Origin of the sequence: Mesorhizobium sp. B2-3-11 (assembly GCF_006442215.1) — a bacterium.
GTDB classification, from domain to species: domain Bacteria; phylum Pseudomonadota; class Alphaproteobacteria; order Rhizobiales; family Rhizobiaceae; genus Mesorhizobium; species Mesorhizobium salmacidum.
Window position 1 is genome coordinate 135,190 of record NZ_VFVS01000011.1, and the last position, 19,007, is coordinate 154,196.

The following is a 19,007-nucleotide window of genomic DNA, read 5'->3' on the forward strand; positions in this document are numbered from 1 at the left end:
GAATGCCGCGAACCGCGCGCCGCAAGAGGGAGGGGCCTATTTCTTCACCAGCTCATTGGCGTAGGCCTCGAGCTCGTTGAGGCTGCCCTTGACGTCGGTGCGTGTGCCGGCAATCAATTCCTCGAGGATGATGCCCCAGCGGTCGCCGAGATCCGGCCAGCGCGGATCCTGCCAGAAGTTCACCGCCGTGACCTTGCCGGTTTCGGCAAGCGCCTCGCCGAGATCGGCACCGTAGATGTCGGCGAACTCCTTGCTGGACAGGATGCTGGTGCGGTTCAGCTCACCGAACTGGTGGGCGTCGAGCCGGCGCTTCTCATTTTCCTTCGAGGTTGCCCAGGCGATGAACAGGCCGGCGCATTTCTTCGAAGCGTCGTCGGCATTGGCCCTCGCCGCGATGGCGAGGCCGTGGCCGTAACCGCCGCCGGGAAGCGGCGAGGGCGGCGGCAGGAAGCCGATCTTGCCGACCACTTGCGAGGTCTTCGGGTCGACCGCCATGCCCGAAAGCGGCGTCGATTCGACGAGGATCGCGACCTGGCCCGACAGGAAGGCGCCGGTCGATTCGTCCCAGCTGCCGGTCTGGGTCCCCGGTGCCGAATCCCTGAACAGCTTCAGATAGGCCTCGGTCGCCTTGACGGCCGCGTCCGAATTGAAGGCCGGCTTGTCGCCGTCGAACCACTTGCCGCCATAGGCCTTGAAGAACGGCATCCAGCGCCAGACATTGGCGCCCGACCCGCGCGCGCCGCGCAGCGCGATGCCGTACATGCCCTTGTCGGCATTGGTCAGCTTCGGCACGTCGGCGATCAGCTCGTCCAGCGTCTTGGGCGGCTGGATGCCGGCGGCTTCCAGCACGTCCTTGCGGTAGACCATCAGGTCGCCGCCGCCGGTCAGCGGCGCGAACCAGACCTTGCCGTCATAGGTGGCGACCTTCTGGCGGCCCGGATCGAAGTCGGCATAGTCGTAATCAGCCGGATAATAATCGGTCAGCGGCACGATCCACTTCGACGAGGCGAAAAGCGCCACATTGGCTTCATCGACATAGTAGACGTTGTAGTTGCCGACGGTGGACGCGTCCGCGCGCGACTTGGCGCGGCGGTCGTTTTCGTTCAGGTAATCGATCTTGAAGCTCGCGCCGGAGAGCTTCTCGAACTCGGCCTTGGAGTCCTCCAGAAGCGTCAGGCCATCGCGGGGCTGCGCCAGCACCTTGACCGGTGCCGAGCAGACCGGCGCCTGCGCCAGGGCTAGGGTTGAAACGGTAGCGGAAAGCACGAAAGCTGCGCCAAGGCTGGCAGCGAGCCGAACTGGTTTCACGATCTTTTCTCCTCCAGGAATACGTCGCAGGAAGCGCAGGTCCTCGGGTTACGCGATCCTCACCATCGCCCGAACGACATGCCACCCATCGCCAAAATGCGCAGTTGCGTTGGGCGACGCTAGAAGCCCCGTTGCAGCTGACCTGTACTTTTATGCATTGTGCAGCGCAAAAAACTGCGCCCAAGTACGGAGCGCGTCACATGAGTATCGATCTGGTCCAAAACGATGATTCAGGATGCGCTTATGCGCGCATCGCCAGGCGCTGCCGCGACAGCTTGCGATAGGATGACGGCGTCATCTTGTGCTTGCGCAGGAAGGCGCGGTTGAAGTTGGAGATGTTCATGTAGCCGACCTGGAAACAGATGTCGGTGATCGGAATATCGGTGTCGGCCAGGAGCTTGCACGCCTGCCACAGCCTGAGCTTGGCAAGATGGTCGCTGAAGGAGTTGCCGGTGTTCTTCTGGAAGAAGCGCGAGAAGGTGCTTTCGCTCATGCCGGCCAGCTCGGCCACCTCAGGCAGCTTCAGATCTTCGGCGAAATGCTGGAACAGATAGGTCAGCGTGCGCTGGACGATGTCGAGCGACGCGGCGTCGAGGACCGGCTGGAAGTCCGGCGACGACAACAGCTCATACTCGTCGGTCCTGGCCAGAAGATCGACCAGTTCGAGGAACAGGCAGAACCGGGCCAACCCATGCACCGTGCCCATCCGCTCCATGAGCGCGGCGCCTTCAAGCGCGGTCCCGCCGTGGAAGACGATGCCGCGCAGAGACCGTTCCAGGAACGGCTCCAGTTCGCGCAGTTCGGGCAGCATGTCAGCCGACCCGCGCAGCCGCTCGGGATCGAATTGCAGCACGATGTCGCGGCCATCGATCAATTCGCCCGGCTGCACCGCGGTGACCCAGTCATGCGGCAGGCCGCCGCCGACGATGGTGAGGTAGCCCGGCCCGAACTCGCCGATATGGTCACCGACGAGGACCACGCCGGAGGATTTCCGCAGCAGATGGATCTCGTACTCCGGGTGGAAGTTCCAGACATTGCGCTCCCAGGGATAGTCGTCCAGCCGCCACAGGAAACTGTCGTTCGCCTCGGTGACGATATGCTCGAAGGAAGGCGCCGTGCGCGGGATCGCTGCCGTGTTCTTTCTGCGTCTGAACGCCATCCTGCCTCCCACAATTCGCCGGTTGCCGATGTCTGATCCGTAGCAGTCCCTGGCCGGCAAGGGAACGAGGCGGCGGTTCCCGGGCAAGGCGCTGGCTCAATCTGTTCTGACGCCTCCTCCCTTGCCTTCATGTCGCATTTCGTTCAATAGACGGCGCAAACGGTGCCATTTCGTGCCGTTGCTGTGCGGCTTCCGGGCGTGGCCCGACGCGCCGTGTTCTGAAAGAGCAGGACAATGTCTGCGATCGAAGCCGGCGCTCGCGCGCCGGAAAATCTTTGGCGTCGGGAAATCAGGGCGACGCTGGCGCTGGCCTGGCCGATGGTGCTGACCAATCTCGGCCAGACGGCGATGACCGCCACCGACGTCATGATGATGGGGCGCCTCGGCGCGGACACGCTGGCCAGCGGCGCGCTTGGCGCCAACCTCTATTTCATGCCGCTGATCTTCGGCCTCGGCCTGATGCTGGCGACCTCGCCGATGATCGCCACCGAGCTTGGCCGCCGCCGCCACTCAGTGCGCGATCTGCGCCGCACCGTGCGCCAGGGCCTGTGGCTGGCGATCCTGATCGCGATCCCGATCTGGCTTGTGCTTTGGCACGGCGAGGCCATTCTGCTGGCCATGGGGCAGGAGCCCGCGCTGGCGCATCAGGCCGGCATCTATCTGCGCTGGCTGGAGTGGGCGGTGCTGCCCTTCTACGGCTACATCGTGCTGCGTTCGTTCATCTCGGCCCTGGAGCGGCCGGGTTGGGCGCTGATCATCGTTTTCGTCGCCGTCGCCTGCAACGCCTTCTTCAACTGGCTGTTCATGTTCGGCAATCTCGGTGTGCCGGCCATGGGCATCGCCGGCTCCGGTCTTGCCACCTCGCTGTCCAGCACGCTGATGTTCGTCGGCATGGCTGTCGTGGTGATGCTGGAGAAGAAATTCCGGCGCTACCATCTGTTCGGCCGTTTCTGGCGGTCCGACTGGCCGCGCTTCAAGGGCCTGCTGCGGCTCGGATTGCCGATCGCCGGCATCCTTGCCTTCGAGGTGACGATCTTCAACGCGGCAGCCCTGCTGATGGGCCTGATCGACGCGGATTCTCTGGCCGCGCACGCGATCGCCATCCAGATCGCCTCGATCTCCTTCATGGTGCCGCTCGGCCTCAACCAGGCGGTGACGGTGCGGGTCGGGCTCGCGCATGGCGCCGGCAATCCCGAGGGCGTCTCGCGCGCCGGCTGGACCGCCTTCGTCATCGGCGTCTCGTTCATGGCGCTGATGGGACTGGTGATGGTGCTTTGGCCGCATCTCCTGATCAGCGCCTTCATCGACCTCGGCAATCCGGCCAATGCCAGGGTGATCGCGCTTGCCGTGTCGTTCCTGGTGTTTGCTGCCCTGTTCCAGGTCTTCGACGGCGCGCAGGCGGTTGCCGCCGGCATGCTGCGCGGCCTGCACGACACCAAGGTGCCGATGATCTATGCCGCGATTGGTTACTGGGGCGTCGGCCTGCCGCTTGGCGTGCTGCTGGCCTTCCGTTTCGGCTTCCACGGCGTCGGCATCTGGATCGGCCTGTCGTCGGGACTGGCCGTGGTGGCGGCCCTGCTCCTGGCACGCTGGCTACGGCGCGACCGCATCGCGCCGTCGCTCGGGCACTGAACGCAAGACGGCCGTCGGTTCGGCGGTCGCTCGTCCCAACATTGTGGCGCATCAAATGGCGCCTTCAGAACTGCCGCGAAACGACCGCTGGGCACGAAGGTCAGGTCGGCGGCTGGACGAGCAACGGCAGGACTTCGGTTCAGGCTGAGTCTCCGCGCCCTTTGCGTCCAAACTGCATTCCCGGAATAGAATTCCATCTTTCGACGCAGGCGGGCAACCTTTCCTGCACGATGACGTTTCGAGGGATGATCGTTGCATACGATCGACGTAAATCGTGAGGAGATGAAAGTGACCTTCAAAATGCTCACTATGGGCGCGATGGCGCTCGCAATGATGACTGGCTCGGCGCTGGCTGGATCTGGTACCGGCACCTCCGCGCTCGACGATCCGGCAAAGATGTCGCCGTTCTTCACCGATGCCGGCATGAAAACACTCAGGTCGGAAGCGGATTTCAAGACCGCATGGATGTCCATGAAGCCAGATGAACAGAAGGCGGTGTTGAAAGACTGCGGCGACGCCACGATCAACAAGTCGCATGCGGATTTCTGCGCGATGGCCAAGAAGATGGGTGGCTGAATTTGCGGGAAAGGCGGCCGTTTCGCGCCGCCTTTTGGCCACAGACGCCGTTTGAACGTACCGGTAAGAGCGCCTATGGTGCCTCGAATGGAGGCGGCGAATGGCGTTCACCGTTATTTGGTATGGAAGACAGGGCATCATCGACAAGGTGATCTTTGACGCCGAAAAGGTGGCAAAAGATCACGCAATCTCCATGTTTCAGACCCGAAGGGGTGACGAGGGGATCATTTGCGTTGAAGTTCGCAAGGACAATGGCACTGTCGCCTTCAGCCATGCTGAAAATTAGGATGGCTACTTACCTGATCCCCTCAGACTCATCGAAGCCAACATGTCCGTCACATCGCCAACAATGTGACAGGACCGATTGTGATGGTATCGCCCTGGATCCAACTCCACTGCCAACGCGATAATTGGCCGAGCTCGAAGACCACCCCGATGCCGTCGTAATCTCCCGCCTAGTTGACCGTCCGCTCTAGGGAACTCGCAGATGTCGTCTGAACGGCTGGGATGCGGCGCAAAGCCGTCATCTGTGCCCAAATGGAGCATTCAAGCGCTCTAACAGCACACAGCTTCCCAGCTTGCGGTCGCGTCGATGTTGGTCAACACAACATGCTCGCGGTTCAGCGCGTCAATGTCTGCTTCTCCAGCGACCGCGCATATTGCGTCAGCGGGAAGCACATGACGAAGAAGATCAGCGCCACCAGCCCATAGACCTTGAATGGCTCGAAGGTGGCGTTGTTGATGGCATTCGAAGTCCGCACCAATTCCTCGAAGCCGATGATCGAGGTCAGCGCGGTCGATTTGATCAGCTGCACCAGGAAGCCGACCGTCGGCGCGCGGGTGATCGAGAACGCCTGGGGCAGGATGATCAGCCTGAGTTCCTGCAGATAGTGCAGGCCGAGGCTGGCGCCGGCGTCCCACTGGCCCAATGGCAGCGCATCGACACCGGAGCGCCAGATTTCGGCGAGATAGGCGCTGGCGAAGAAGGTCAGGCCGAGCACCGCCGCAGTCCAGGGCTCGATGCGCAGACCGAGCATCGGCAGGCCGAAGAACATCAGGAAGAGCTGCATCAGAAGCGGCGTTCCCTGGAACAGGGCGATGTAGCCGGAGGCAAGGCGCCGGCTCCATTTGTTCTTGGCGATCCTCAGGAACAGCACCGCCATTCCGACCACCGCGCCGCCGACGAAGGCGGCCAGCGACAAAAGCACCGTCCAGCGCGCGGCAAGCAGAAGGTTGCGCACGATGTCCCAGAGCGTGAACTCGATCATGACACGCCCGCTCCGAGCGCCCTGCGTCCGTCTGACACCAGCAGCCGCCGCAAGGCCATTGACATCAAGAGATAGACCAGCGTCACGACGAAATAGGTCTCGAAAGAACGGAAAGTGCGCGCCTGCAGCATGTCGGCCTCATAGGTCAGCTCGCGCACCGCGATCTGCGACACCACGGCGGATTCCAGCATCATGATGACGATCTGGCTGGTCAGTGCGGGATAGATGATCTTGAGCGCCTGCGGCAGCACGATCTTGATGAATACCTGGCGCGGCCTCAGCCCGAGCGCCAGCGCCGCTTCCGTCTGCCCGTTAGGCACCGCGTCGAGCCCGGCGCCGACGATCTCGATCGTGTAGGCCGCCATGTTGAGCGTCATCGCCAGCATGGCGGCCAGGATCGGGTCAAGCCTGATGCCGAGGCTCGGCAGGCCGAAGAAGATGAAGAATAGCTGCACAAGGAACGGCGTGTTGCGCATCACCTCGACATACCAGGCGATGGCCCGGCGCAGCAGCGCGGGGCCGTTTCGCCGCCCGGCAGCACCGAGGATGCTGAGCAGCGTTCCCGCCAGCGTGGTGACGGCGATCAAAAGGATCGTCGTCGCCGCACCGTGCGCGATGTCGCCCACGGCACCTGGAAGCCAGCCGAAGGCCACGGCAAACTCAATCCTTGAGGTTGTCGGGGTTGAGCGGCGTCTTCAGCCAGGCCTTCGAGCTTTCGTCCAGCTTGCCGTCGGCCAACATTTTGGCGACGGCGTCGTTGACCGCCTTCTTGAGGGCGTCCTCGTTCTTGTTGAGGCCGATATGCGAGGGCGAGGTCAGAAGCTGGAACTTCTGCTCGGGCTTGAGCACGTCCTGCTTGGCCAGCACCTGCGCGCCGACGTCGTTGCCGACGACCATCAGCTGGGTCTGGCCGGAGATGAAGGCCTGGATCACCGAATTGTAGTTGTCGAAGCGCTTGATGTCGGCCGATGCGGGTGCTGCCTCGGTGAGCGAGGTATCTTCCAGCGTGCCGCGATTGACGGCGATCGACTTGCCGGCAAGATCTTCCTTGCCTTTGACCGACATCGCCGCCGGACCGATCACCGCGATGTAATAGGGCGCGTAGGCGGCGGCGAAGTCGATGACCTGCTCGCGCTCCTTCGAGTAGCCGACGCTCATCAGGATATCGACCCGATGATCGTTCAAATAGGGGATGCGGTTCTGGCCGGTGACGGCGATCGGATTGAGCTTCACCTTGAGCGTGTCGGCGATGTACTGCGCGACGTCCATGTCATAGCCCTTGAGGCTCATGTCGGCGCTGGCCGAGGAGAAGGGCGGGAAATCGGCGAAGACGCCGACATTGATGGTGCCGGCCTTGGTGATATCGGCCAGCGCGTCAGCCTTGGCCGCCTGTGTGCCAAGGCTGAAACCTGCCGCGCCCAGGACCAGGACGGCGGCGATGGATGATTTGAATGTCGAGCGGATTGTCATTGTCATTCCCCTTCTGGAAGCTTTTTGATTGTTTGGGCCGGCCGCCGGCTCCAGCGCGGCGGCCGCCTTGCTTTGATCGTCAGGCGCCCTTGCTTCTGAGGGCCGGGCTGAACACCATCAGGCTCAGGATCTCGAACAGCACCTGGGCGCCGGCATGCGCGGTGTTGGTGGTCGCGTCATATTGCGGCGCCACCTCGACGACGTCGCCGCCGACGATGTTGAGGCCCTTGAGGCCGCGCAGCAGTTCAAGCACTTCGCGTGTCGTCAGCCCGCCGACTTCCGGCGTGCCCGTGCCCGGCGCGAAGGCCGGGTCGACGCTGTCGATGTCGAAAGACACATAGGTCGGGCCATCGCCGACTATTCTGCGCGCCTTCTCGATGATGGCGGGAATGCCGAGTCCGGTCACCTCCTCGGCATGGACCACGGTCATGCCGGATTCGTAGGTGAACTCCCACAAATATTCGGCCGAGCCGCGGATGCCGATCTGGATGGTGCGCGTCGGATCGAGCACGCCATCGAGCACAGCGTTGCGGAAGGGGCCGCCATGGTGGAACTTGGTCAGGTCGAACAGGCCGCTGGTGTCGCAATGGGCGTCGATGTGAATCAGGCCGACCGGCGCCTTCTTGCCGACCGCCTTCAGGATCGGGTGCGTGATCGAGTGGTCGCCGCCGACCGACAGCGGAATGACACCGGCGTCGACGATCTGGTTGATGCGCCGCTCGATATCCTCATGGCTGGTCTCCAGCCGGTAGCGGCTCTGGAACGGAACGTCGCCGATGTCGGCCACCCTGAGCTCATGCGTCGGCGCGCATTCCAGCACATGGTTGTAGGGGCCGATGCGCTCGATGGCCCGCAATGCGCGCGGCCCGAAGCGCGAGCCCGGCCGATTGGTGACGCCAAGATCCATCGGCACGCCAATGATCGCCACCTGCAGGTCGCCGAAGTCCGGATTTTCGGCGGCGATTTCACGATAGGGCGCGGTGAGGAAGGTCGGGATGCCGGAATAGGGCGCCAGCCGCGTGCCGCTCTTGGAAAAAATCTTGTCCGCGACCTTGCGGAATTTCGGGTCGAACATTTCGCCGCCATGGCTCTCGCCATATTTGCGACGCAGCGCGTCGAGCTTGCCGCGATCGTATCCCATATCCGCTCCTCCTCAGCCGATGCGGTGTTGCCGTCGGTGACTTCGGGCGAACCGACCGTCATCCGGCCGGGCCGCTGTCCCGCTGGCTGTCCGCAGATTTCACGTCTTGATATTGTCTTGGGGCAAAGTGTCCGGCAGCCGCTTTGAAAAAGCAATTGATATTGTTAGGGTGTTTTCTGTGAGAAAATCTCACAATGAAGCCGAGCATCCATGGCCAAGCGCTTGCCACCTCTCAACCCGCTGCGCGCTTTCGAGGCAACGGCGCGCCATGCCTCGTTGACCAAGGCGGCGAGCGAACTGAATGTCACCCACGGCGCCGTCAGCCACCAAATCAAGGCGCTGGAGCAATCGCTTGGCGTCAAGCTTTTCGAACGCGTCGGCCAGCGGGTCAAATTGACCCCGCACGGCGCCGAGCTCTTGCCTGCGGTATCGGTTGCGTTCGACGGCATCGCCGCCGCCACGCAACGGCTGACCCGACCGGCAAGCAGCGGCGCGCTATCGGTGTCCTGCGTGCCGGCGCTGCTGCTTTTGTGGATGACGCCGAGGCTGGGCAGCTTTACCGCGCAATACCCCGACATCCAGCTGACGCTCATTCCCTCCAACGATCCCAGGGATATCCGGGCGCCGCATATCGATGTCTGCGTGCACTATGGCGATGGCAGCTGGGCCGATTGCTGGATGCGCAAATGGTCGGGCCTCGAACTGTTTCCCGTGGTCAGCCCGACGCTGATCAACAACCGGCCGATCCGCAATGTTCGCGACCTTGCCGACCATGTCTTGCTGCATGGTGACGACGGCCGCGAGTGGCACACCTGGCTGGCCGCCGCCGACGCGCTGGACCTCGAGCGCGGCCGGCGCCATCATCTCGGCGATGCGCGCATGACGGCGGAAGCCGCCGTGCACGGCCATGGCGTGGCGTTGGGCGACTCGGTGACGGCAAGCGCGCTGCTCGCCAGGGGCATGCTGGTCGCGCCGTTCAGCCTGTCGGTGCCGGCGGTCGACGACTTCTATGTCGTTTGCCGCAACGAGATGCGGGCGACGCCGATCGTGCAGGTGTTCATGGACTGGCTGTTCGCCGAGAAGGCCGGGGATGACGGCCGCGCCGACGCCCCGGTGGCGGGCCGCCTCGTCACCCGCCGCAAACGTCCCGCGCTCAAGGTGATGGGCGGTAAATCTTCGTAGCCGCACGCAGGACTTTCTTTTTGTCGGGCCAGCCTGAAAGCGGGCAGCGTTTTGGTCAATTCGATGCTATGAGGCCTGTCGCTATTATGGTGGCAGGGCAGCGAAGGCGGTAACGAGACATGGCCAAGACCGATATTGCGCGGCGCGTCTACAACCACACCTGGAAGCTCGACCCGATCGTGCGCAGCCTGCTCGACACCGACTTCTACAAGCTTTTGATGCTGCAGATGATCTGGGGAATGTATCCCAAGGTCGACGCCACCTTCTCCCTGATCAACCGCACCACCTCGGTGCGGCTCGCCGACGAGATCGACGAGGGCGAATTGCGCGAACAGCTCGACCATGCCCGCACGCTGCGCTTCTCCAAGAAGGAGATGATCTGGCTGGGTGGCAACAATTTCTACGGCCGCAAGCAGATTTTCGATCCGGAATTCCTCGCCTGGCTGGAAGGTTTTCGGCTGCCCGACTATGAGCTTTCCAAGCACGACGGACAATACGAACTAACTTTCTCCGGCCCCTGGATGTACACGACGCTGTGGGAAATCCCGGCGCTCGCCATCATCAACGAACTCCGATCTCGCGCGGCCATGCGGGCCTATGGGCCCTTCGCGCTCGATGTGCTCTACGCCCGCGCCAAGGCCAAGATGTGGGCCAAGACCGAACGGCTGAAGGCGCTGCCCGGCATCCGCATTTCCGACTTCGGCACACGCCGTCGCCATTCCTTCCTGTGGCAGCGCTGGTGCGTGGAGGCGCTGAAGGAGGGCATCGGCGAGGCATTCACCGGCACCTCCAATGTTCTGCTGGCCATGGACAACGACCTCGAAGCGCTCGGCACCAACGCGCATGAACTGCCGATGGTGTTCGCGGCACTCGCCAATTCGGAAAAAGAGCTGAAGCAGTCGCCCTATAAGGTGCTGCAGGACTGGCAGCGCTACTATGGCGGCAATCTGCTGATCGTGCTGCCCGACGCCTTCGGCACCGCCTCCTTCCTGCGCGACGCGCCGGACTGGGTCGCCGACTGGACGGGCTTTCGCCCCGACAGCGCGCCGCCGATCGAGGGCGGCGAAAAGATCCTGTCCTGGTGGCGCGAAAAGGGCAAGGACCCAAGGCAGAAGCTGCTGATCTTCTCCGACGGGCTCGAGGTCGAAACCATCGAGGAGACCTACCGCCACTTCAAGGGCAAGGTGCGCATGTCCTTTGGCTGGGGCACCAATTTGACCAATGATTTCGAAAGCTGCGCGCCGACCGAAACCAAGAACCTCGACGCCATATCGCTGGTCTGCAAGGTCACCGAGGCCAATGGCCGGCTGGCGGTGAAGCTTTCCGACAATCCAGCCAAGGCGACCGGCGATCTCAAGGAGATCGAGCGGTATTTGAGGATTTTTGGGCAGAAGGATCGCGTGGAGCAACTGGTCAAGGTTTGAGGTTGAAGGCTCGCGCGGGATGGAAAACCTGGATAGGTCGAGTTCCGCCGTAGAACGCCACTGTCCGTCATTGGCCCTCTTGCTTGCCGCCTTGTGGCTCGTCTCCCCCACCACCGCCTTCGCCCACGCCTCCGACCGCGGCCACGTCCTGCTTCTCCCCACCGGCTATTACCTGATCGGCGGCGCCTTCGCCGTAGCAGCCAGTTTCCTCGTCCTGGCATTGCTCCCACCCGACACCCTCGGGCTCCTTTGGCGCCGGCGCCTGCCGCTATTCGCCTTCGGCGACAGCACCCGCGCCACCATCAGCCTGATCTCCTTTGCCGGCTTTGCAATTTTCATCGCCGCCGGCTTGCTCGGCAGCCGCGACCCCCTCTCCAACCCGCTGCCATTGGTGATCTGGACGCTGCTATGGGCCGGTCTGACCCTGCTGCAAGGCGTGCTCGGCGATCTCTGGTCGTGGCTCAACCCCTGGTGCGGCCCGTGGCGGCTGCTGTCGCGCGGCAGAAGCGATGACGCGCAACTTCCGCAGTGGCTTGGCTGCTGGCCGGCCGTCATCCTGTTCTTCGCCTTTGCCTGGTTCGAACTCGTCTATCCATCCCCTGACGATCCGGCGCGGCTGGCATGGGCAGCCGGCCTCTATTGGCTGCTCACCTTCATCGCCATGCGGGTGTTCGGCTACGACAAGTGGAGCCGCAGCGGTGAATTTCTCGGCGTCTTCTTCTCGATGGTTGCCCGCTTCGCGCCGGTCGAGAGCGATGACAAAGGCCGTCTTGCGCTGTGCTGGCCGGGCGCCAGGCTGCTCACGGCCGAGCCATTGCCCGCCAGCGGCATCGCCTTCCTGCTGCTCGCTTTGTCCTCGGTCTCCTTCGACGGCCTGTCGAAGACCTTCTTCTGGCTCGGCCTGTTCGGCATCAACCCGCTCGAATTTCCAGGCCGTACGGCGGTGATCGGCAGCGGCAGCCTTGGCCTTGTCCTGGCATTCGTGCTGCTCGCGGGAGTGTTCCTGGTTGCGGTAATCCTCGGTCAGTGCCTTGCCGGCAGCGATAAACCGCTCGCCCAGGCGGCGGGCCTGCTGGTGTGGTCGATCGTGCCGATCGCGCTCGCCTACCATGTCGCGCACTATCTGACGGTGCTGCTGGTCGACGGCCAGTATGCATTGGCCTCCCTGTCCGATCCGTTCGCGCTGCGCTGGAATCTGTTCGGCACCGCCGACATGCAGGTCGAAGCCGGCGTCGTTGCCGGCGCAGCGTCAGCGTGGTGGCTGTGGAATGTCCAGGCCGGCGCCATCATCCTTGGCCATGTGCTCGCGGTTCTCGTCGCCCACGGCCTTGCCTGGCGCCTGCATCCGCAACCTGCCCGCGCCGCGCTCAGCCAGTTTCCGCTCACCGTCTTGATGATCGCCTACACCATTTTCGGTCTCTGGCTGCTTGCCACGCCGACGGTCGGATGAGACAAGCCATTTCCTATGGGTCATGCCCTGACGGAAAGCTCGCTTGCCAGGCCAAGCCTTTGGTGATTTAGTTTGTACACATGCAATTTTGCATCCTCTTGCCGAGGATGTTCGAGCCGCCTTATCGTTGGTCAAAACGCAAAAACAGGGGAACGAACGTGACTGACAAGAACGGATTTTTCGACCTCTCCAAAACCACACTCACCCGCCGCACCGCGCTGAAGGGGATCGCCGCTGGTGCCGGCCTCGCCATGGCGCCCGGTTTCGTCCGTTATTCCCAGGCGCAAAGCTCCGCGCCGATCAAGATTGGCTTCCAGTCGCACCGCACCGGTATCGGCGCCGCTTACGGCCGCTGGTACGAGAAGACCACCGCCGCCGCCATCAAGGCGATCAATGCCGCCGGCGGCATCAACGGCCGCCAGGTCGAGGTGATCATCGAGGACGACGGCACAGATCCCGGTCGCGGCGCCGAGGTGGTCGGCAAGTTCGCCACGCAGCACAAGACCGACATCGTTTTCGGCACACTGTTCTCGCACGTCGTCATCGGTTCGGCTCCGGCCGCCGGCGAAGCCAAGATGCCCTATTTCGTCGTCAGCGAAGGGCATCATGTCGCCTCGACCAAGCTCAACCGCTACGTCTTCCAGCCCGGCATCACCGACGTGAAGAGCCAGATCCAGTCGATGGCGCCGTGGATCGCGGCCAATGCCGGCAAGAAGGTGACGCAGATATTCCCCGATTTCGCCTTCGGCTACGACCATCGCGATTACCTGCCGCCGGCGCTGAAGGCGCAAGGCGCCGAGGTGATCGCGCAGATCGCCATTCCGCCGACGGAGAGTTCCTTCACCAAATACTTCCCGCAGATACCGGCCGAAACCGAGGTGATTTACCACGTCATGGTCGGTCCGGCGGTGCTCACCTTCGTCAAGGAGCTCGGCGAGTTCTACGGTTCGAACCGGCCGCAGCTGTTCGGCTTCATCGATTCGCTCGAAGCCGTCGACATCAACAGCCCCGGCCTCGAATTCCTCGACGGCAGCCATTTCTGGGAAGGCTCGCCGCGCTACGCCCAGCCGGATGACACCGAAGCGCAGAAGGCCTATCGCGCCGCCGTCGGCATCGACGACAATGGCGCCGCCGTCGGCGACCCGAAGGACGTCTCCACCGCCGCGCACATGTTCGGTTGCTGGGAAACGCTCTATGTCGTCAAGAAGGCGATGGAAGACGCCGGCTACAAGGGACCGGAAGACCGCGCCAAGCTGGTCGAGGCGACCGAAGCGCTGAAGGAATTCGCCGAAGGGCCGGAGCATCCGCAAGGACCAAAAACCTTCAACGGCAAGATCCACCAGTGCTTTGGCATCCAGAACATCTCCAAGGTCGAAGGCGGCAAGCTGAAGGTCGTCCACAAGACCAAGATCGAGGACGGGCTTTACGAAGCCGAAGGGGATTACACGACGCAGGCGCTCTAGGCTCATTCCAGCAAGCGTGAGCGCCAAGCCACCCCCCTCTGTCCTGCCGGACCTGGCCCTGCGCTATCGCTCCGGGCCGGCCGGCAGGTCAGAGGGGGGCGCTTCGCGCCACCCTATCGGACGTGTAATCGATGCACTTCGGCCCCCACCTCCTCCTCGCAACCCTCGAAGGCCTCGTCACCTCGGCCGTGCTGGCGCTGACCGCGCTTGGCTTGTCGCTGGTGTTCGGCGTCATGCGTGTCGTCAACGTCGCCCATGGCGAGTTCTTCATGCTCGGCGCCGTGCTTGCATGGGCCATCACATCGGCAATCGGCGGCCATCCGGCCCTCGGCTTCCTGGCGGCGCTGGTGATTGCGCCGCTGATCGTCGGCGCCATCGCGTTGATTGCCGAACGGCTGGTGCTGCGCCGGCTCAATTACAATCCGGAAGCCACCATCGTCGCCACCATCGGTATGCTCTACATCATCCAGCAGCTGGCGCTGACTTTCTATGGTCCCGAAGCGCGACCCGTCGAGCCGCCTTTCAGCTACCGCATCCTTTTGCCGTGGTTCGGCTATTCCGGCTACAAGCTGTCTGTTATCGCCGCATCCGCTCTCTTGTTGATAGCGACATGGCTTGTGCTGACGCGCATGAAAATCGGCCTGATCATGCGTGCCACGCAATATGACAGCGAAACGGCGCAGGCCTTCGGCATCCCTGTCGGCCGTGTCTATGGCGGCGTCTTCGCGCTCGGCGCCATGCTGGCGGCGATCGCCGCGGTGCTGATCGTGCCGATCAGCCAGGCGCACTACCTGATGGGGCAGGACCCGCTGCTGCTGTCCTTCATCGTGGTCATCATCGGCGGTCTCGGCTCGCTGCGCGGAACCGTCGTCGCCGCCGTACTGATCGGCCTGTCCGACGGCATCATCTCGATGTTCTTCTCGCCGACGTTGGCCAAGATCATCGCCACGCTGCTGGTCGCCATGGTGCTGGTGTTCCGGCCGCAAGGCCTGTTCGGGACGGCATCGCGATGAGCGAAGCTTCGCCGGCAAAGGCGTACGCGCTGCACCTCGGTGTGATTGCCCTGCTCTTCGTGCTGAGCTTCCTGCTGCCGGAGTATTATCACGGCCTGCTCGCCCGCATCATGGTGCTGGCGGTCTTCGCGATGGGCTACAACATGCTGTTCGGCTATGTCGGCCTGCTCAGCCTCGGCCACGCCATGTTCTTTGGCGCCGGGCTTTATGGTGCCGGCCTTGCGGTCATCCAGCTCGGCTGGAGCGTGCCGGCGGCATTCGCCGCGGGTCTCGGCTGTGGGGCCGTTCTCTCCCTGATCATCGGCCTCTTGGCGCTGCGCACCACGGGCGTCGCCTTCATGATCGTCACCATGATGTTCGCCCAGGTGTTTTATCTCGCCATCCTCTATTTCGCAGCCTGGACCGGGGGCGACCAGGGCATGGTCGTGCCGCAGCCGGCGCGTGTCCTCACTTTCGGCGGAACCTCGCTCGACCTCACCGATCCGACCGTGCGCTACATGAGCGCGCTGACGCTGTTCTCGCTCGTGCTTCTGATGATGCTCGCCATCGTCCGCTCCCGCTTTGGCCGCGTGCTGGTCGCCATCCGTGAAAACGAAGAGCGCACGAAGATGCTGGGCTACGACACCTTCTCCAACAAGCTCGCAGCCGTCGTCGTCTCCGGCACGATCTGCGCGGCGTCCGGCGCCGCCTACGCGCTGCTGTTCGGCTATGTCGGCTCGAGCTTCGCCTCGGTGCAGTATTCGATCCTGCCGCTGCTGTGGGTGCTGCTCGGGGGTGCTGCCACAACGCTTGGACCGCTGATCGGCACGCTGTTCATGTACTATGTCATCGACGTCACCAGCGGCTACACATCGGCCTATCTGCTCATCGTCGGCATCGCGTTGATCCTGCTTGTGCTGTTCTTCCCGAAGGGCATTCTCGGCAGCAGCCGCCAGCGCTGGCTCGGGTGGTTGCCATGACGCCGCTTTTGACCACCAAGGGTCTGTCGCGCAATTTCGGCGGTTTGCGCGCCGTCGACAGCGTCGACTTCACCTTGATGCCCGGAGAAATCCGCGCCGTCATCGGCCCCAACGGCGCGGGCAAGACCACCTTCGTCAGCCTTGTCAGCGGCCGCATCCAGCCCTCTTCGGGGGCGATCCTCTTCGACGGCGCCGACATCACCGGCCTGCCGGCCTATGTCAGGGTCCGCCAGGGCATCGCCTACACATTCCAGATCACCAGCGTCTTCGCCAACCTCAGCGCCTATGACAATGTCGCGCTGCCGGTGCAGCGCACGCTGAGCGACGGCCGCTCGAAGGGTGCGGTACGGGCCGGCGTCATGTCGGCGCTCGAACGCACCGGGCTGGCCGGCCGCGCCCATATGCCGGCCGGGCAATTGTCTTACGGGCATCAACGATTGCTTGAAGTGGCGATGGGCCTGGCGCTGAAGCCGCGCCTGCTGATCCTCGACGAGCCGACGCAAGGCCTGGCCGACAGCGAGATCGATAATTTCATCGAACTCGTGCGCGACATCGCCAAGAACGCCACCGTGCTGCTGATCGAGCACAACATGCCGGTCGTCATGCAACTCGCCGACCGCATCACCGTCTTCAACGCCGGCAGGATCCTGGCCGAGGGCACCCCGGAAGCGATCCGCGACAACGCCGCGGTGCAGGACGCCTATCTGGGGACGGCTCCATGAGGGAGACGAGCAAGACCGATGCACTGGCGATCTCGGGGCTGGACTGCTTCTATGGCGAGGTCCAGGTGCTCTACGGGCTCGATCTCGTGCTGAACAAGGGCGAGGTGCTTTGCCTGTTCGGCCGCAACGGCGCCGGCAAGACGACGACGCTGAAGGCGATCATGGGCCTGGTTCCAGCGAGTGCCGGCTCGATCAGGCTCGCCGGGCAAGAATTGACCGGCCTGCCGGCGCATGACGTGCCGAAGGCAGGCGTCGCCTATGTGCCGCAGGGAAGGCGGCTGTTCGCCGAGATGACTGTGGCCGAGAACATCGCGATCGGGCTGATGGCGCGCGGCAAGGGCAATGCGACGCGCGAGAACGTTCTCGACCTCTTCCCGCTGCTGCGTCAGCGGCTGCGGCAGCGCTCCGGCACCTTGTCCGGTGGCGAGCAGCAGATGCTGGCCATGGCGCGTGCGCTCTGCCTTGAGCCGCAGGTGCTTTTGCTCGACGAGCCGACCGAAGGGTTGATGCCGTCGATGATCGCCAAGATCCGCGAGACGGTGTCAAAGCTGCGCGAGATGGGTGTCTCCACCATCCTGGTCGAGCAGCGGGTCGATGCCGTGCTGTCGGTCGCCGATCGCGTTTGCTTTATCGAGAACGGCCGCAACCGCGAGACGGTCGATGTCGAGACCTTGCGCGCCGACCCGTCGGCGGTCAGGCGCTATGTCGGTGTCGGCTGACGGGAGCAATTCCAGGAAAAGTGTGCAGCGGTTTTTCCGGGAAAAGCGTGTAGCGCTTTCGCTTGGGAATTGCGTCGAATGGATCTAGACTAGCCAAAGAACAGAAACCCCGCGATCAAAAAGGTCGGGATCAGCACCAGCCCGGACCACAGCATATACCCGAAGAAGCCCGGCATCTTGACGCCGCGATGCCTGGCAATGGCATAGACCATGAAATTGGGTGCGTTGCCGATATAGGTGTTGGCCCCCATGAACACGGCACCCGCTGAGATCGCGGCAAGCGTCGAGGCGAACTCGGTCATCAGGTGCTGAGGGTCGCCGCCCGCCAACTCGAAGAACACCAGATAAGTCGGCGCATTGTCGAGGAAGGACGACAGCGCCCCGGTCAGCCAGAAATAGGCGAGGTCGTTTGGCGCGCCTTGCGCCGAGGTGACGAGCGCGACAAGCGGCGCCAGCGCGCCGTCATGGCCGGCCCTCAAAATGGCGACGACCGGAACGATGCAGGTGAAGATGCCGGCGAACAATTTGGCCACTTCCGCGATCGGACCCCAGTTGAAGCCGTTCGCTTCGCGGTGGCTCTTATACGAGAGGGGAAGCGATAGGAGGGCCAGCGCGAGGATGATTGCGTCGCGTATCAGGTTCTGCAGCTCGAGACTGACGCCGAACATCAAAAAGCTCACGCCCGGTTTCCAGGCTGCCGACAGCAGGATGGCGCCGATCACACCGGCCAACAGCGGAAGGTTGGCCAGGCCGCGCAGGCGCACCTTGGTATCCGGGGTCGGATCCTTGATCTTCGGCGCGCCGGCCTCGCGCCGGTGCAGGATGAGGTCGATCGCCAGGAACGCCGCCAGCACGACGACGCCGACGAACAGCGTCTCCCGGTAGAGGTTGGTGGTCGTCCAGAAGAAATCGACGCCGCGCAGGAAGCCGACGAACAGCGGCGGGTCGCCGAGCGGCGTCAGCGAGCCGCCAATGTTGGACACCAGGAAAATGAAGAAGATGACGACATGGGCATTGAAACGCCTGTTGTCGTTGGCGCGCAGGATCGGCCGGATCAGGATCATCGAGGCGCCGGTCGTGCCGATCACCGAGGCAAGCAGCGCCCCGACGATCAGCAGTCCGGCATTGACCAGCGGTGTGCCGTGAATATTGCCGGCAAGCAGGATGCCGCCCGAAATCGTGTAGAGCGCAAACAGCAGGACAATGAACGACATGTATTCGGTGAGCAGCGCGTGCAGCACCGCCTCGGTTGCCGCCGGGGCACCGAAGGCGACCGCGAGCGGCACGATCACCAGCGCCGCCCACAAGGCGGTGATCTTGCCGTAGTGGTGTTCCCAGACATGGTGGAACAGCAGGGGCCCGGTGGCGATCGACAGGAGCAGCCCGGCAAAAGGCAGCGCCCACCAGAGCGACATCGTGGCGCCAGGCAGGCCGTGTTCTTCAGCCGCGAATGCCGATACCGGAAACAGCATCGCGACGACGATCGCACCGGCCGTCCCGATCGCCATCGGCAAAGATCCC

General features: G+C 63.4%; 18 protein-coding genes. 11 read left to right on the forward strand and 7 right to left on the reverse strand.

Going from position 1 to position 19,007, the window contains the following annotated elements; genetic code table 11:
* Nucleotides 1-36 precede the first annotated feature (36 nt).
* A complete protein-coding gene (locus FJ960_RS16945) occupies nt 37-1,308 on the reverse strand; it encodes an extracellular solute-binding protein (RefSeq protein WP_140715434.1) in 1,272 nt (423 codons plus the stop codon).
* A gap of 241 nt (nt 1,309-1,549) precedes the next feature.
* Nucleotides 1,550-2,467, reverse strand: a complete 918-nt coding sequence (locus FJ960_RS16950; protein ID WP_140508295.1) for an AraC family transcriptional regulator — start codon at nt 2,465-2,467, stop codon at nt 1,550-1,552.
* Nucleotides 2,468-2,701: 234 nt separating this feature from the next.
* On the opposite strand from FJ960_RS16950, the gene FJ960_RS16955 reads away from it, so the two are divergent.
* The 3 genes from FJ960_RS16955 (at nt 2,702) to FJ960_RS16965 (ending at nt 4,961) form a co-directional block, all read left to right on the forward strand.
* Nucleotides 2,702-4,099 (forward strand): MATE family efflux transporter, encoded by a 1,398-nt coding sequence (locus FJ960_RS16955; RefSeq protein ID WP_140715436.1) that lies wholly within the window; start codon nt 2,702-2,704, stop codon nt 4,097-4,099.
* Nucleotides 4,100-4,387: 288 nt separating this feature from the next.
* Nucleotides 4,388-4,675, forward strand: coding sequence for a hypothetical protein (locus tag FJ960_RS16960; RefSeq protein WP_140715516.1), 288 nt, complete (start codon nt 4,388-4,390; stop codon nt 4,673-4,675).
* 100 nt (nt 4,676-4,775) lie between these two features.
* Nucleotides 4,776-4,961, forward strand: a complete 186-nt coding sequence (locus tag FJ960_RS16965) for a hypothetical protein (protein WP_140715438.1) — start codon at nt 4,776-4,778, stop codon at nt 4,959-4,961.
* A 334-nt stretch (nt 4,962-5,295) separates the two neighbouring features.
* On the opposite strand, the gene FJ960_RS16970 is transcribed toward FJ960_RS16965, so the two are convergent.
* From FJ960_RS16970 to speB, 4 genes are all read right to left on the reverse strand, one after another.
* Nucleotides 5,296-5,943, reverse strand: a complete 648-nt coding sequence (locus tag FJ960_RS16970; protein ID WP_140508301.1) for an amino acid ABC transporter permease — start codon at nt 5,941-5,943, stop codon at nt 5,296-5,298.
* Nucleotides 5,940-6,608: an amino acid ABC transporter permease gene (locus FJ960_RS16975; RefSeq protein WP_181174260.1), complete on the reverse strand. Its 669-nt coding sequence runs from the start codon at nt 6,606-6,608 to the stop codon at nt 5,940-5,942. The genes FJ960_RS16970 and FJ960_RS16975 overlap by 4 nt, the downstream gene beginning before the upstream one ends.
* Nucleotides 6,604-7,413 (reverse strand): transporter substrate-binding domain-containing protein, encoded by an 810-nt coding sequence (locus FJ960_RS16980; protein WP_140715442.1) that lies wholly within the window; start codon nt 7,411-7,413, stop codon nt 6,604-6,606. The genes FJ960_RS16975 and FJ960_RS16980 overlap by 5 nt, the downstream gene beginning before the upstream one ends.
* Nucleotides 7,414-7,492: 79 nt before the next feature.
* The gene (speB, locus tag FJ960_RS16985; RefSeq protein WP_140508307.1) at nt 7,493-8,554 is read right to left on the reverse strand and encodes an agmatinase; all 1,062 of its coding nucleotides are present in this window, start codon (nt 8,552-8,554) and stop codon (nt 7,493-7,495) included.
* A 210-nt stretch (nt 8,555-8,764) separates the two neighbouring features.
* Between speB and gcvA the strand changes: the two genes are divergently transcribed.
* The 8 genes from gcvA (at nt 8,765) to FJ960_RS17025 (ending at nt 17,486) form a co-directional block, all read left to right on the forward strand.
* Nucleotides 8,765-9,736 carry a transcriptional regulator GcvA gene (gcvA, locus tag FJ960_RS16990; RefSeq protein ID WP_140508309.1) on the forward strand — a complete coding sequence of 324 codons (972 nt, stop codon included), beginning with the start codon at nt 8,765-8,767 and terminating at the stop codon, nt 9,734-9,736.
* Between the two features lie 119 nt (nt 9,737-9,855).
* Nucleotides 9,856-11,160 carry a nicotinate phosphoribosyltransferase gene (gene pncB / locus FJ960_RS16995; RefSeq protein WP_140715444.1) on the forward strand — a complete coding sequence of 435 codons (1,305 nt, stop codon included), beginning with the start codon at nt 9,856-9,858 and terminating at the stop codon, nt 11,158-11,160.
* A 19-nt stretch (nt 11,161-11,179) separates the two neighbouring features.
* Complete coding sequence (locus FJ960_RS17000; RefSeq protein WP_140715446.1) at nt 11,180-12,610, forward strand: hypothetical protein; 1,431 nt, start codon at nt 11,180-11,182, stop codon at nt 12,608-12,610.
* 158 nt (nt 12,611-12,768) lie between these two features.
* Nucleotides 12,769-14,073: an ABC transporter substrate-binding protein gene (locus tag FJ960_RS17005; RefSeq protein WP_140715448.1), complete on the forward strand. Its 1,305-nt coding sequence runs from the start codon at nt 12,769-12,771 to the stop codon at nt 14,071-14,073.
* A gap of 131 nt (nt 14,074-14,204) precedes the next feature.
* The gene (locus FJ960_RS17010; RefSeq protein WP_140715450.1) at nt 14,205-15,086 is read left to right on the forward strand and encodes a branched-chain amino acid ABC transporter permease; all 882 of its coding nucleotides are present in this window, start codon (nt 14,205-14,207) and stop codon (nt 15,084-15,086) included.
* The gene (locus FJ960_RS17015; RefSeq protein ID WP_140715452.1) at nt 15,083-16,045 is read left to right on the forward strand and encodes a branched-chain amino acid ABC transporter permease; all 963 of its coding nucleotides are present in this window, start codon (nt 15,083-15,085) and stop codon (nt 16,043-16,045) included. The genes FJ960_RS17010 and FJ960_RS17015 overlap by 4 nt, the downstream gene beginning before the upstream one ends.
* Nucleotides 16,042-16,767, forward strand: a complete 726-nt coding sequence (locus FJ960_RS17020; RefSeq protein ID WP_140508321.1) for an ABC transporter ATP-binding protein — start codon at nt 16,042-16,044, stop codon at nt 16,765-16,767. Before FJ960_RS17015 ends, FJ960_RS17020 begins: the two co-directional genes overlap by 4 nt.
* The gene (locus tag FJ960_RS17025) at nt 16,764-17,486 is read left to right on the forward strand and encodes an ABC transporter ATP-binding protein (RefSeq protein WP_140715454.1); all 723 of its coding nucleotides are present in this window, start codon (nt 16,764-16,766) and stop codon (nt 17,484-17,486) included. Before FJ960_RS17020 ends, FJ960_RS17025 begins: the two co-directional genes overlap by 4 nt.
* 89 nt (nt 17,487-17,575) lie before the next feature.
* Here the strand turns inward: FJ960_RS17025 and FJ960_RS17030 are convergent, their stop codons facing one another.
* Entirely contained in the window at nt 17,576-18,994 is a 1,419-nt protein-coding gene (locus FJ960_RS17030; protein WP_140715456.1) for a sodium:proton antiporter, read from the reverse strand.
* Nucleotides 18,995-19,007: the final 13 nt, after the last annotated feature.

Excerpts from the sequence above, each read along its gene's own strand:
- FJ960_RS16950 (WP_140508295.1), bottom strand. The coding sequence starts at position 2,467 with ATGGCGTTCAGACGCAGAAAGAACACGGCAGCGATCCCGCGCACGGCG.
- FJ960_RS16955 (WP_140715436.1), top strand. The coding sequence starts at position 2,702 with ATGTCTGCGATCGAAGCCGGCGCTCGCGCGCCGGAAAATCTTTGGCGT.
- FJ960_RS16965 (WP_140715438.1), top strand. The coding sequence starts at position 4,776 with ATGGCGTTCACCGTTATTTGGTATGGAAGACAGGGCATCATCGACAAG.
- FJ960_RS16970 (WP_140508301.1), bottom strand. The coding sequence starts at position 5,943 with ATGATCGAGTTCACGCTCTGGGACATCGTGCGCAACCTTCTGCTTGCC.
- FJ960_RS16980 (WP_140715442.1), bottom strand. The coding sequence starts at position 7,413 with ATGACAATCCGCTCGACATTCAAATCATCCATCGCCGCCGTCCTGGTC.
- speB (WP_140508307.1), bottom strand. The coding sequence starts at position 8,554 with ATGGGATACGATCGCGGCAAGCTCGACGCGCTGCGTCGCAAATATGGC.
- gcvA (WP_140508309.1), top strand. The coding sequence starts at position 8,765 with ATGGCCAAGCGCTTGCCACCTCTCAACCCGCTGCGCGCTTTCGAGGCA.
- pncB (WP_140715444.1), top strand. The coding sequence starts at position 9,856 with ATGGCCAAGACCGATATTGCGCGGCGCGTCTACAACCACACCTGGAAG.
- FJ960_RS17000 (WP_140715446.1), top strand. The coding sequence starts at position 11,180 with ATGGAAAACCTGGATAGGTCGAGTTCCGCCGTAGAACGCCACTGTCCG.
- FJ960_RS17010 (WP_140715450.1), top strand. The coding sequence starts at position 14,205 with ATGCACTTCGGCCCCCACCTCCTCCTCGCAACCCTCGAAGGCCTCGTC.
- FJ960_RS17015 (WP_140715452.1), top strand. The coding sequence starts at position 15,083 with ATGAGCGAAGCTTCGCCGGCAAAGGCGTACGCGCTGCACCTCGGTGTG.
- FJ960_RS17020 (WP_140508321.1), top strand. The coding sequence starts at position 16,042 with ATGACGCCGCTTTTGACCACCAAGGGTCTGTCGCGCAATTTCGGCGGT.
- FJ960_RS17025 (WP_140715454.1), top strand. The coding sequence starts at position 16,764 with ATGAGGGAGACGAGCAAGACCGATGCACTGGCGATCTCGGGGCTGGAC.
- FJ960_RS17030 (WP_140715456.1), bottom strand. The coding sequence starts at position 18,994 with ATGGCGATCGGGACGGCCGGTGCGATCGTCGTCGCGATGCTGTTTCCG.